Below are 12,954 nucleotides of genomic sequence, written 5' to 3'. Positions count from 1 at the left end.
CCCCCTGTTTTATACACCCTGTTTGTTGCTCCAAAGCAATGTATGCAGTTGCGGCAGCACCCTCACATCATTCACCCGGCTGTCCCTCATTGTTCTATCCACAAGATTTTCATAACGGTTGAGCAGTTTTTCAGTGTGATTTTCGATATCTTCACCGTCAAGGTATGGATTGCCCACCTGCAGATAAAAATCCACCTTCGCATACTTCTGGTGCATATGTACGGCATACTCGAAATCTTCTTCATCGAAGATGACCACTTTAAGGTTATAAGCCGTGCCGCTCTCATCCAATTTTGTGAAGATATAATCCAGTTTGCCGTAGTCGGTCACCATGCCGGAGCTCGGCGGCTTCGGACTGATGGTCACATCATCGATCCCCTGAAGCCAGTCCTGATACATGGTCCCCTGTGTCTCCACCGCAAGCTTGACCCCTTTCGCCTTTGCACTTTCCACGAATTCCCGTAGATTTTTAAGCAGCAGCGGGTTGCCGCCGGAAATCGTGACATGATTGTAGTTGCCTTCCGCAAGTGCGTCCAGTGATGCGAATATATCATCTGCCGTCATCATGCGGATGTTTTCCTGCTGACTGCCGTCCCACGTGAATTTCGAATCACACCAGCTGCACTGGTAGTCACAGCCCGCCGTTCTGACAAACATCGTCTTCTGTCCGATGACCGCGCCCTCGCCCTGAAAAGTCGGGCCGAAGATTTCAAGTACAGGTACTTTCATCATCTCTTCTCCTTCGGACGGTAGACGACATAGCTCGTCGGCGTCTCTTTCAATATGATCTGCAGGCACTTCACTTCATTTGGCTGTTCTGTCTTTATATAACTCTGCACCATGTCATGAATCACTTTTGCGAGCGTCTCCGACGTCGGTGGTATGTCTCTGAATGCTTCATGGTCATTCAGCAGCCTGTGGTCGAACTCATCCATTATCAGCTTCTTCAGTGCAGAAAAATTGACGAGGAAGCCGAGATCATCGAGTGCATCCCCCGCGATGGTGATGTTCACGTGATATGTGTGGCCGTGCACCCGTTCGCACTTTCCTGCGCGCGCATCGGGTATATGGTGTGCTGCGGAAAAATTCAGATCTTTATTCAGCTCGTATTCATAATCATGACTCGGAATCGGATAAATCATCATCTTCCCCCCCTTTCTTTCAAATGATCTTTGAGACCTTCATTCCTCAGCGCACACGCCGGGCATTCGCCGCAGCCGTCACCGATCACACCCTCATAGCATGTGAGCGTATTTTCCTTTATGTAGTCGAGCCGGCCGAGCATATCCGCCATTGCCCATGTCTCTTTCTTATCAAGCCACATCAAAGGCGTCTCGATCTCGAAATCAGTGTCCATTGCAAGATTTGCGGTGAGGTTCATGGACTGGATGAAATTGTTGCGGCAGTCCGGATACCCGCTGAAATCGGTCTGGGATACGCCGGTGATGATGACGCCTGCCTTGATCTGATACGCAAGTGCCGCTGCGAATGACAGGAAGATCATGTTCCTCGCCGGGACGAAAGTGTTGGGGAGACCATTGTCATCACTTTCGATGGTCATGTCATGGGAAGTGAGCGCGTTCGGGGCGAGCTGGGAGAGCAGGTTCATGTCGAGGACATGGTGCTTCAAATCATGCTCGTCCGCGATTTTACGCGCCACATTGATTTCAAGCGCGTGCCGCTGACCGTACATGAAAGTGACAAGCTCGACTTCATCATATTTTTTGAGCGCATGGAACATGCATGTGGTGGAGTCCTGACCGCCTGAAAAGACGACCAGCGCTTTTTTTCGATTCATGGTACATCCGTCCTTCTAAATTCTTCAATTATTAAATTTTAACAGTTTCCGTCAAATTTCGCCATCGGCTGAATCGGGAATCTTCATGAAATCTGCATTTATATTGCTTCCTCTTCCAATTTATCTATATACTTAATATCAGGAGTGGATTTCAAATGAAGAAAATAGCAGCATTTGCCAGGGCGGAAGGCTTTAAAGTATTCGCGAGCACCTCCCTTGCGACGATATCAAAAGACGGTGCGAAGTTCCGGATCAGCAGGCAGGCCGGTGACCGGTTCAAATTGAGCGAATCCAAAAACAGCAGAATCCAGGTCGAATCCACCTACCATGCGAGTGAAGAGGCAGTGATCGAAGAGATTAGGAGGACGCTTGCCTGAGCGGGAGTTTTAATTATGACGAAAAATATACAATCCCATCCCAAGACTTGAAATTTTATTCGAAAACGGTTATATTCATATATTGTGAGAAATAGTATCAAGATGGTATCAATTTTATTTAAAAATGAATAACCTTTGGCACCATTGCGATTGCTATGACTATCAGGTATATCCTGCAAATATAATTGATAGGTGGAATTGACAATGGAATATCGTGTATTACTTTATTACTACTATACTGACATTGCCGATCCGGAAGGATTGAGCAGAGAGCATCTCCGGATCTGTAAAGACATGAACCTGAAAGGCCGTATACTGATTGCCAATGAAGGCATCAACGGGACTGTTTCGGGAACAGTGGAAGATACCGACAAATACAAGAACTACATGGAGAAACATCCTTTATTCAAGGATATCGTGTTCAAAGTGGATGAGGCTGAAGGACATGCGTTCAAAAAGATGCATGTCAGACCGCGTCCTGAACTTGTGAATTTGAGTCTGGAGGATGACGTGAACCCGCGCGACATCACCGGGGAATACTTATCACCGGCTGAATTTTATGAGGAGATGCAGAAGGAAGACACCGTCGTCCTTGATGTCCGCAACACATATGAATATGATGTCGGCCATTTCAGGGGTGCCATCCGCCCGGAAGTCGAAACGTTCAGGGACACGCCTGACTGGGTCCGTGAGAACCGTGAACTGTTCGAAGGCAAAAAAGTGCTGACATACTGCACCGGCGGCATACGCTGCGAGAAATTCTCCGGCTGGCTGAAACGTGAAGGCTTTGAAGATGTCGGGCAGCTGCACGGCGGTATCGCCTCATACGCAAAAGATCCTGAGACCAAAGGCCAGCTTTGGGACGGCATGATGTACGTCTTCGATGAAAGGCTGACCGTGCCGATCAACCAGGTGGAGCATACAGTCGTCGGACGGGACCACTACGATGATACCCCATGTGAGAGATATATCAACTGTGCAAACCCTGAATGCAACGCTCAGATCATCGCTTCGGAAGAGAACGAAGCCTATCATCTCGGCGGATGTTCACTGGAATGTGCAGAACATGCACGCAACCGTCATATCATCGATAACGAACTCTCCAGAGATTTCGTGGAAGAGAGACTTGAGGAATTGAGGCACTCCGACTTTGCCGAATTCGAAATGATCGGCGATTCCAGAGGTAAATAAAGATGAAGAGCCCTTGCGGCTCTTTTTTGTTGGGGATATTATGATTGTGCTCACTGATTCTCAGCTGATTTTCGCAACCATTAGCGATTGGCCGCACTGAATGCGCAGCCGCAACAAAAAAACAATAGCAGACCCCTCTCCGGGGATCTGCTATTGATCCGCTACTGCCTCACGCCGCTTCTGCCGTTTCTCTTTGATCTTCACGATATAGATGCTGATTTCATAAAGGATGATCATCGGGGACACCGTGATCATATGGGTGAAGAAGTCCGGCGGTGCGATCAATGCGGTGATCACGAGCAAAGCAAAGTATACATACAGCCGCACGTTTTTCATGATATCCGAATCGAGCAGTTCGATATGATGCAGGAACAGCACGATGACCGGCAACTGGAAAATCAAGGCAAACGGCATCGTCGTCATCAGCAGGAATGACATGTACTCATCAGCCGTCACCAGGACATCAAAGTTCTGCTGGCCCATCTGGATGAGGAAATAGTAGCTGATCGGGTGCACAACAAAGTATCCGAAAGCGATGCCGACGAAAAATAAACCCATCATGATCGGAAAATAAGATTTGATGAATTTCGTTTCCTGGTCCACGAGACCCGGCCGCATGAACTGCCATAAATAGTAGCAGATGAATGGCAGGCTCAGACCGATGCCGAGGGATCCCGCAGTCCTTAAGTAAAACCGGATGACTTCAAACGGTCCCCTGACGATCAGGTCATGGCCCTTCGTCAAATACGGGAACCAGAATTGTATCGTCAAAAATATGAGTGTGAAAAATATGATGAATACAACGATGGACTTGATCAGGACACCCCTCAGGTCGTCGAGGTGTTCGACCAGCGTCGCATCCGGCTCATCGGGTGTCACCCGGCGGCGCCTTTTAGTCTTGGCTATGCCGTCATCCGTAATCTGCTGCAGCGTGTCTTTACGTTTATTATTCTCATTTTCAGCCACACATATCCACCTCACTCCGGACTCAGATCTTCAAGTCTTAAGCTTCATCGGAATCCTTGATGAAACCGACTATGAACCTTCCTCTGATTTGTCCTTTTAAAATCTTCTCCAATGTATCCGGCAATTCCTCCAAAGTGATCTCGGTCGCTATGTCTCTTGTAAGCTTTGAAGGTTTCAAATCCGTTCCGAGCCTGTGCCAGATTTTCTTCCGCCCTTCCATGGGATATTTGACGGAATCCACACCGATCCACTGGATATTCCTGGATATGAACGGCAGGACGGTCGTCTTGACGTCGACGCCCCCGACGAGGCCGCATGTCGCAACATATCCGCCGTAATCCAGGCTGCTCAGTATATATTGGGTCGTCCTGCCGCCGATCGGATCGATCGCCGCAATCCACTGCCTTTTACGGATCGGTTTATCTTCTTCATCTGTCACTTCGTCCCGGTGTATGACGCGCTTTGCACCGATGGATTTCAAATACTGCACTTCTTCCATATGTCCGGTGCTCGCTTCCACGTGATAACCCTGATCGCTCAACATGTTGACCGACAGGCTGCCGACACCGCCGCTCGCTCCGGCGACAAGGACTTTCCCCGAATCGGGCCTCAGCCCGTTCTGTTCAAGTTTATCAATGGATAAGGCAGCTGTGAAGCCGGCTGTCCCGAGTATCATGGATTCCTTCAGGGTCAGCCCTTCCGGCAGAGGTACAAGCCATTTGGCAGGGATCTTGGCATATTCACTGAATCCCCCGAAATTGCGTGTACCGATATAATAACTTGTAGCCAGCACCAGGTCTCCCGGCTGGAATCCTTCATCCACCGACTCCACCACTTCACCCGCGAGGTCGATCCCCGGCACCATCGGAAATTTTTCTGCAAACTGGCCGTTGACTGCAATCATCGCATCCTTGTAGTTCACACTGGAATAATGGACCTTGATCAGCACGTCCCCCGCCGTAAGCTGGTCCGTCGTCAGTGTCTTTATGGACATTTCCGGATTGCCATCCACTTTCTCCACAACCAAAGCTTCAAAAGATCTCATAATTGTACACCCCTTTAAAATTTTGCTTACTCTCCGCTTTCATCCGGCACTTTCGTACCCGCAATCAAATCGTGCAGTGCACGTTTATCTTTGCGTGTGATCATCATCACACAGGACAGCAATAAAAATAGTCCGAGCGTCGCACTATAGACCACCAATATGAATAATTCCCTTTTGAACATCGTCAGCCATGAGACATCAGTGCCGTCAACATGTGTGAGCCTGATGCCCATCAGCCTTTTGCCTACCGTCCGCCCGTACCATATGGCCGGCAGACAGATCATATAGGCTGTGACGATCAACAACATCAAAATATTGAATATGAAGTTGGCTCCCGGGTCTATGACGAAATCATAGCCGACAGTGAAGCTCAATATGAATACTATGGGGACACCGATGATCAACCCGTCAATGATACGGGCAAAAAAACGCTGCCACAATTTTGCTGGAAAAATCAAGTTCAATCCTCCTGTAGATTCAGGTGCATCTTTTCATTATACATCAGTTTAATCCAGCTTTTCCATGCCCACACTTTTGTTGCATGTCATCGTAACTACATCGGCTCCTTCGATGTCACAACCGTCGCCATATACAGCTTTACATAATATTACCACATCATGTCTGGTGATGGCATCAACTGGAAGGACTGCCTGCCTTCTTCATCATTATATAATAAAAATAATGTATATATCGAGGAGTGACCTGTCGGTCTGCGGAATATGAAACAAAAAAAGAGCACAACCCGCTCGTGACTTCAGGTCGTGCTCTTTCATACAAAAAACCATTGGATGTATTTCTTATAATCCCACTTTAACATCTGACCGCCACACTTCATGTGATCTTAATCACATGAAGATGGATTATTTATTTCCAATCACAAAATAACACTAGTCCGGGCCCATATAATATGAGACAAAAAAACCGCATCATACCGTAGTATGATGCGGTCATATTCATTTTACACTTCAGCTTCCCAGCGAAGTTTCGGCTTACGTGAAGCTGTTGCTTCATCAAGACGCTTCACAGTCGTTTTGTGCGGTGCACTGTGGATGACATCCTGATTATTTTCTGTTTCATCAGCAATCTGTTTCATCGTATCGATGAAGTGATCAAGTGTTTCTTTTGATTCTGTTTCAGTCGGCTCGATCATCAGCGCTTCTTCCACAATCAACGGGAAGTAAACGGTTGGCGGGTGGATATCGAAGTCCATGAGACGTTTTGCGATATCCAGCGTCTTCACGCCCTGTTTCTTCTGTCTGTTGCCTGAAAGTACGAATTCGTGCTTACAGTGCTGAGTGAACGGCAGGTCATACGAGTCTTCAAGGCTGCGCATGAGGTAGTTCGCGTTCAATACGGCACCTTCACTGACTTTCTTGACGCCTTCTGCACCCAGAGTACGGATGTACGTGTACGCACGTACGTTGATGCCGAAGTTACCGTAGTAAGTTTTGACCATACCGATGGATTGCGGGAGATCATAGTCAAAATCATACTGACCGTCTTTTTCCACCACAACCGGCTTAGGCAGGAACGGTTTCAATTCATCAGTCACACCGATTGGACCTGAGCCCGGTCCGCCGCCGCCATGTGGACCTGTAAATGTCTTATGCAGGTTGAGGTGGACAGCATCGAAGCCCATGTCGCCGGGACGTGCATAACCCATGATTGCGTTCAGGTTTGCACCGTCATAGTACATTTTACCGCCCGCTTCATGAACGATTTCAGACATCTCAAGGATTTCGGTTTCAAACAGGCCAAGAGTGTTCGGGTTCGTCAGCATAAGTGCTGCAGTGTTTTCGTTGACCACTTTCTTCAAGTCTTCAACGTCGACAAGACCTTTCTCGTTGGATTTCACTTCAACGACTTTGAATCCTGCAACTGCTGCAGATGACGGGTTGGTACCGTGTGCGGAGTCAGGTACGATGACTTCATTACGGTGTGACTCACCGTTCGCTTCGTGGAATGCTTTGAAGATCATCAGTGCAGTCCACTCACCTTGTGAACCGGCTGCCGGCTGCAAAGTGATTTCATCCATACCTGTGATTTCTTCCAGGTGTACCTGAAGGTCATACATCAACTCAAGTGCGCCCTGGATTGTTTTAGTATCCTGGTAAGGGTGGATATGACTGAAACCAGGCAGTCTGATGACATCTTCGTTGATCACCGGGTTGTATTTCATCGTACATGAACCCAGCGGGTAGAAACCTGACAGGATACCGAAGTTACGGTTGGACAGGCCTGTGTAGTGACGCATCAGCTCAAGCTCGTCAACCTCAGGGAGGTTGGCCTGGACCTTACGTACATACGCGCTGTCGAGCTCCTCTTCCAGATTCACTTCCGGCACATCAAGTGCAGGCAGGTTGTAACCGTTCCTGCCTTCTTTACTGCGTTCAAAAATTAATGGAAAGTTTTCATTAGCCATTATTGATAGCCCCCATTTCTTTAACAAATGCATCGATCTCTTCTTTGGAACGGATCTCGGTAGTAGCGATCAACATATGGTTTTCGAATTCAGGATAGACACGGCCCAGGTCGAACCCGCCGATGAATCCTTTTTCAAATAACTTTTCATTAACCTCTGATGCAGGTTTTGATAGCTTGACTACGACCTCGTTGAAGAATGATCCGTCGAATGCCGCCGGCAGGTTTGCTTCTTCCAGCTGACTTCTTGTATATCTTGCTTTCTGCATGTTCAGTTCTGACATTTCCTTCACACCATTTTTACCGAGTGCACTCATTGCAGCTGAACTTGCCACTGCGTTCAGTGCCTGGTTGGATGTGATGTTTGATGTCGCTTTTTCACGTCTGATGTGCTGCTCTCTCGTCTGGAGAACAAGTACGAATCCACGCTGACCATTTTCATCCGTCGTTTCACCAACGAAGCGGCCCGGCACTTTACGCATCAATTTCTTAGTCGTTGCGAAGTAACCACAGTGTGGTCCGCCGAACTGTGCAGGGATACCGAAGACTTGCGTATCACCGACGACGATGTCCGCACCGAATTCGCCCGGAGGTGTCAGGTAGCCGAGTGCAAGCGGGTTGCTTGAAACGACCATCATGGCTTTAGGCTGCTTATCAAGAACTTCCCTGATCTTTTCCAGTGGCTCGATTTGACCCAGGAAGTTGGGATACTGGACGATGAAGGCCGCAACATCTTCATCCAGTTCTTTCTCAAGCTGGTCGAGGTCCGTCTGGCCATCTTTGAGTCCGATTTCAACAACTTCAACGCCTTTACCTACTGAAGCTGTTTTTACGAGCTGACGGTGTTCAGGGTGGACAGCTGAGGAAATAAGAAGTTTCTTCTTCTTCGTCTGTCCGACGCTCAGGTTCATCGCCTCAACAACAGCTGTACCACCATCATATAATGATGAGTTTACAACAGGCATAGCCGTAATCTCAGAAATCATCGTTTGGAATTCAAACATGGCCTGCAGTTCACCCTGGGTCATTTCCGGCTGATATGGCGTATAGGAAGTATAGAACTCCTGCCTTGAAATGACATGGTCAACCACTGACGGGATGAAGTGGTCGTAGACACCTGCACCCAGGAACGAAGTATAGTCCAGGGTGTTGGCGTTCTTTGCCGCCATTTGAGTGAGTTCACGTTTCAGTTCATACTCACTTTTAGGTTTGGTAAGTTGTAATTCTCTGTCCAGCCTCACTTTTTCCGGAATATCGGAAAAAAGCTCGTCTGTGGATTTCACACCGATTTTTTCAAGCATTTCTGCTTTATCAGTTTCAGTAACTGGTAAATAACGAAAATCCATTAAAATTTCCTCCTTATTTATCATACGATAATATAATTTCTGAGTAGATCAGTTTATGCCATACATGAACATTATAAAGGAAATCAATGAGATTAACAATTTTTTCACAATAAAAATATAGGATAATTGTACCTTCTTGATAAATCCGTCACAAATACTGATGAGGAACGGTCCAAGGGTTGAATTTGTCTCTTCTGCGCTGGTACTGTCCGCTTAAATTGAAGACGGCTCAATCCTCAATTTTCCTCAGGAAAGACGAAGCCCCTTTCTTCTCCCAGAATATCTTCAATCTCATGGAGGACTGTTTCCACATCCGCCGAATTGGAAATCTCATACTTATCGATATCCAGATGATATACAGGGGAAATCTCCTGCTTCCGATAATCTTTTATAAATTCATTTTCATATGTGTCATACAGATCCCGGTAGTAAACATGCAGCCCGGGGTCCCTCTCCACCTGCTCATATGGCCTGCCCCGCTTCCGGATGCGCCGCATCGCTTCGTCAAAAGAACCGTGGACGAAGACTAAAAGATCCGGCGATTTTTTAAACATGATCTGCTGCTCATACAAATCGTGGAGCTCCTGCATCATGTTGTCATGCAGATCGAGATAAGTGCCGTATTCCGCTTCGTCCATGGAGCCATTATCGTACTGGAGTTTCGCGAAGACCATGGCGTCCTCATAAATCGAGCGGTCCAGCACCGTATTCGGGTGTTTCAGCGCCTCTTTCAGCGCCTTGAACCTGTGGTTCAGGAAATAGACCTGGAGATGGAAGCTGTATCTTTCCGGGAATTCATAAAATTTCGGTAGGAACGGATTACCGTCCACTTTCTCTATCAATAATTCGGTGCCGAAATGTTCGGCAATCACCGCACCCCATGCCGTCTTGCCTGCACCGATCGTACCTGCCATCGTTATCAAATTACTTCCTCCTAAATTACATGAATCATTGGATGATGAGTATCTATTATTTATTCATCCGGATTTTCTTCATTATACCCTTTTCATTCCTGGCATGGACAACCTGATGGCGACGGGGACGACTCTGCCGGCACCGATCATCTTCAGCCTGTCTTGGAGAAAGGAAGGCCCCTGCAGAAGAAAAGTTGCTTCTGCAGGAGCCTTTGTAGGCATTACATGGGAATTTACTCTACAGTCACCGATTTCGCAAGGTTCCTTGGCTTATCTACATCATTGCCGCGGTGCAATGCTGCATAATACGAAATGAGCTGATAGACGACCACTGATACGAGCGGGGTCAGCATGGTATGCACATTCGGGATGACATACGCATCATTTTCGCTTTCAAGGCCTTCCATTGCAATCGTGCAGACCTTTGCACCTCTCGCCTGGACTTCCTGGGCGTTGCCGCGGATGTTCAGATTCACTTTCTCCTGTGTCGTGAGAGCAAACACCGGCGTTCCTTCTTCGATCAGGGCGATGGTCCCGTGCTTCAATTCACCGCCGGCAAAGCCTTCGGCCTGGATGTAGGAAATCTCCTTGAGCTTAAGTGCACCTTCCACTCCGACGTAATGGTCCATGGTCCTGCCGATGAAGAATGCATTCCGTGTGGTCTCCAGATATTCGTGCACCAGCTCTTCAATCGTTTCCGCATCATCTATGACAGCAGTGATCGCCGTCGTCACTTTAGCAAGCTCCTCTGTCAGGTTGATGGTGATGTGCTTCCCGAGTTCACGCGCCGCCACCTGGGCCAGTATGGACAGTACCGCTATCTGAGCCGTGTATGCCTTCGTCGAGGCGACGGCGATTTCCGGCCCGGCAAGCAGGATGAGCGTCTGGTCCGCTTCACGTGACAGTGTCGAACCGGGTACATTGGTGATCGTCAGCGTCTTGTGCTGCAGCTTCTTCACTTCGACAAGAACGGCCCTGCTGTCCGCCGTCTCCCCGGATTGTGAAATGAAGATGAACAACGGCCTCTCTGAAAGCAGAGGGGTATTATAGACGAATTCCGAAGCCACATGAACTTCAGTCGGAAGGCCTGCCCACTTCTCAAAGTATTCCTTGCCGACGAGGCCTGCATGATAGCTCGTACCTGCCGCAATGATGTAAATGCGGTCAGCGTCATTGATCTGATCTATAATTTCCGGAGCGATCTTAAGCGCTCCATCTTCATCCTGATATTCCTGGATGATTTTGCGCATCGCAGCCGGCTGCTCATTGATTTCCTTCAGCATATAATGCTCATATGTGCCTTTCTCCGTATCACTTTCATCGATTTCTGCGATATAGGAATCCCTTTCAACCGTGTTGCCTGCTTTATCCCTGATAGTGATTCCATCTTTCTTCAGCATGACGACTTCCCCGTCCATCAGTTCGACGAATTCGTTCGTCAGATGCAGCATGGCCATCGCATCCGAAGTGATTACATTGAAGCCGTCACCTTTACCGAGCAGAAGCGGGGATTTATTTTTGGCAACAAAAATCACGTCCTTGTCTTCTCTGTCGAGGAGTCCAAGGGCATATGAACCATGCAGGACGTCCAGCGCCTCTTTGAACGCCTCCTCAGTCGTGAGGCCGTCTCTGGAAAACTTGGCGATGAGTTCCACAATGATTTCAGTGTCCGTGCTTGAGACGAACTCCATTTCAGACAGATGTTCTTTTCTGATCTGCTCATAATTCTCGATCACACCGTTATGCACAAGCGTGAATCTGCCATCCGCACTCTGGTGCGGATGTGCATTGGCGACACTCGGCTCCCCGTGGGTCGCCCAGCGCGTGTGGCCGATCCCGGTCGTCGCATGAAATCCGGAGTCCACTTTGTCCCTCAGATCCCTGATGCGTCCCGCTTCTTTGAATATCTTCAATTCCCCATCATTTCGTACACTGATGCCCGCAGAATCATAGCCGCGGTATTCCAGCTTTTCCAGGCCCTTCAATAATATTTCTTTGACATCGGCTTCTCCGATGTAACCTACTATTCCGCACATAAAGTGATTGCTCCTTTTTAATGACAATTATCGACCGGTGCTCTGTCCCCGCAATCGCTTGCGGGTTTTAACATCCGGTGTAACGAACACTTCAGTGTCCGGGACGGTATCCGCCGATGATCGATGACCGTCCTCCTCGTCAGCAGCAAAGCTGCCCGGGCGCTATTCCGATTTTTATAAGACTGCCCTCCTAAGTCCTGTGTCTTTAAAAGTGTAGTTTATTTATCATGCATTTTCAACGCTTTTTACTTTTATTTCTGGATTGGAGTGGAGCATAATAAACCATCCGCTTCCTATATTTTCATTTCCCCCGGCCTTTACATACAAAACTTCCCTTCATGACTTCAGCCGGTATGTTTAGAGGAAAAGTGAGATGGGAAACTGAGTAATGAAATATTAAGAACTACAGGGAGGGATATTCATGTCTAAGCCTGGATTGAACACCTTGAAACCGGGGCAGAACTACAAAGCACAGGAGCTTGACAGCTTTGTCACATCCACTGATGCTGTGCTGCTGTCGACGAATGAAAGCCATCTTTTCTCTGATCCCGAGCAGGAGTTCAAGGTGATCCATGAGTTTAAAGGATTTTTCGAGCATTCTACAGATGACGGCGAGAAGCACTATAGAGAGAAAAAGGCATATGTTGTAGAAAAAGCATAAAGAAATAGGCATGAATTGTATTCATGCCTATTTTTTCTGTGAAGATCATGTAGATAAAGTGCATTATGCTCATTCGCCACTGATTTCCAGGACGAATGAGCAGGTTTTCCCCTCGCCTGCTCATTCACCATCGATTTCCAGGACGAATGAGCAGATTTTCCCCTCGCCTGCTCATTCACCATCGATTTCCAGGACGAAT

At 47.9% G+C, this 12,954-nt stretch carries 13 protein-coding genes; 3 read left to right on the top strand and 10 right to left on the bottom strand.

Annotation, left to right across the window (positions count from 1 at the left end; translation table 11 throughout):
* Positions 1-9 precede the first annotated feature (9 nt).
* From queE to queC, 3 genes are read right to left on the bottom strand one after another with little or no spacing between them, the layout of a single operon-like run.
* On the bottom strand, positions 10-732 hold the full coding sequence (queE, locus tag BUA12_RS06280; protein ID WP_072709548.1) for a 7-carboxy-7-deazaguanine synthase QueE: 723 nt from the start codon (positions 730-732) through the stop codon (positions 10-12).
* The gene (gene queD, locus BUA12_RS06275) at positions 729-1,145 is read right to left on the bottom strand and encodes a 6-carboxytetrahydropterin synthase QueD (RefSeq protein ID WP_072709546.1); all 417 of its coding nucleotides are present in this window, start codon (positions 1,143-1,145) and stop codon (positions 729-731) included. The genes queE and queD overlap by 4 nt, the downstream gene beginning before the upstream one ends.
* The gene (queC, locus tag BUA12_RS06270; protein WP_072709544.1) at positions 1,142-1,798 is read right to left on the bottom strand and encodes a 7-cyano-7-deazaguanine synthase QueC; all 657 of its coding nucleotides are present in this window, start codon (positions 1,796-1,798) and stop codon (positions 1,142-1,144) included. Before queC ends, queD begins: the two co-directional genes overlap by 4 nt.
* 155 nt (positions 1,799-1,953) lie before the next feature.
* On the opposite strand from queC, the gene BUA12_RS06265 reads away from it, so the two are divergent.
* Both BUA12_RS06265 and trhO read left to right on the top strand, forming a co-directional pair.
* On the top strand, positions 1,954-2,175 hold the full coding sequence (locus BUA12_RS06265; protein WP_072709542.1) for a hypothetical protein: 222 nt from the start codon (positions 1,954-1,956) through the stop codon (positions 2,173-2,175).
* 204 nt (positions 2,176-2,379) lie between these two features.
* The gene (gene trhO / locus BUA12_RS06260; protein ID WP_072709540.1) at positions 2,380-3,366 is read left to right on the top strand and encodes an oxygen-dependent tRNA uridine(34) hydroxylase TrhO; all 987 of its coding nucleotides are present in this window, start codon (positions 2,380-2,382) and stop codon (positions 3,364-3,366) included.
* A gap of 150 nt (positions 3,367-3,516) precedes the next feature.
* Here trhO and tatC read toward each other — a convergent pair whose 3' ends face one another.
* The 7 genes from tatC to glmS form a co-directional block, all read right to left on the bottom strand.
* Positions 3,517-4,332 (bottom strand): twin-arginine translocase subunit TatC, encoded by an 816-nt coding sequence (gene tatC / locus BUA12_RS06255; RefSeq protein WP_072709538.1) that lies wholly within the window; start codon positions 4,330-4,332, stop codon positions 3,517-3,519.
* A 37-nt stretch (positions 4,333-4,369) separates the two neighbouring features.
* Positions 4,370-5,377 (bottom strand): acrylyl-CoA reductase family protein, encoded by a 1,008-nt coding sequence (locus BUA12_RS06250; RefSeq protein WP_072709536.1) that lies wholly within the window; start codon positions 5,375-5,377, stop codon positions 4,370-4,372.
* 26 nt (positions 5,378-5,403) lie between these two features.
* Positions 5,404-5,835, bottom strand: coding sequence for an RDD family protein (locus BUA12_RS06245; protein ID WP_178138237.1), 432 nt, complete (start codon positions 5,833-5,835; stop codon positions 5,404-5,406).
* A gap of 500 nt (positions 5,836-6,335) precedes the next feature.
* Complete coding sequence (gene gcvPB, locus BUA12_RS06240) at positions 6,336-7,799, bottom strand: aminomethyl-transferring glycine dehydrogenase subunit GcvPB (RefSeq protein WP_072709532.1); 1,464 nt, start codon at positions 7,797-7,799, stop codon at positions 6,336-6,338.
* On the bottom strand, positions 7,792-9,144 hold the full coding sequence (gcvPA, locus tag BUA12_RS06235; RefSeq protein ID WP_072709530.1) for an aminomethyl-transferring glycine dehydrogenase subunit GcvPA: 1,353 nt from the start codon (positions 9,142-9,144) through the stop codon (positions 7,792-7,794). The genes gcvPB and gcvPA overlap by 8 nt, the downstream gene beginning before the upstream one ends.
* Positions 9,145-9,380: 236 nt before the next feature.
* A complete protein-coding gene (locus BUA12_RS06230) occupies positions 9,381-10,058 on the bottom strand; it encodes a deoxynucleoside kinase (RefSeq protein ID WP_072709882.1) in 678 nt (225 codons plus the stop codon).
* Positions 10,059-10,291: 233 nt separating this feature from the next.
* Positions 10,292-12,094: a glutamine--fructose-6-phosphate transaminase (isomerizing) gene (gene glmS / locus BUA12_RS06225; RefSeq protein ID WP_072709528.1), complete on the bottom strand. Its 1,803-nt coding sequence runs from the start codon at positions 12,092-12,094 to the stop codon at positions 10,292-10,294.
* 421 nt (positions 12,095-12,515) lie between these two features.
* Here glmS and BUA12_RS06220 point away from each other — a divergent pair, with 421 nt between their 5' ends.
* The gene (locus BUA12_RS06220) at positions 12,516-12,755 is read left to right on the top strand and encodes a hypothetical protein (protein ID WP_072709526.1); all 240 of its coding nucleotides are present in this window, start codon (positions 12,516-12,518) and stop codon (positions 12,753-12,755) included.
* Positions 12,756-12,954 lie beyond the last annotated feature (199 nt).

The organism is Lacicoccus alkaliphilus DSM 16010 (assembly GCF_900142805.1).
Lineage (GTDB): Bacteria > Bacillota > Bacilli > Staphylococcales > Salinicoccaceae > Lacicoccus > Lacicoccus alkaliphilus.
This window is presented reverse-complemented; position numbering and strand designations above follow the sequence as displayed.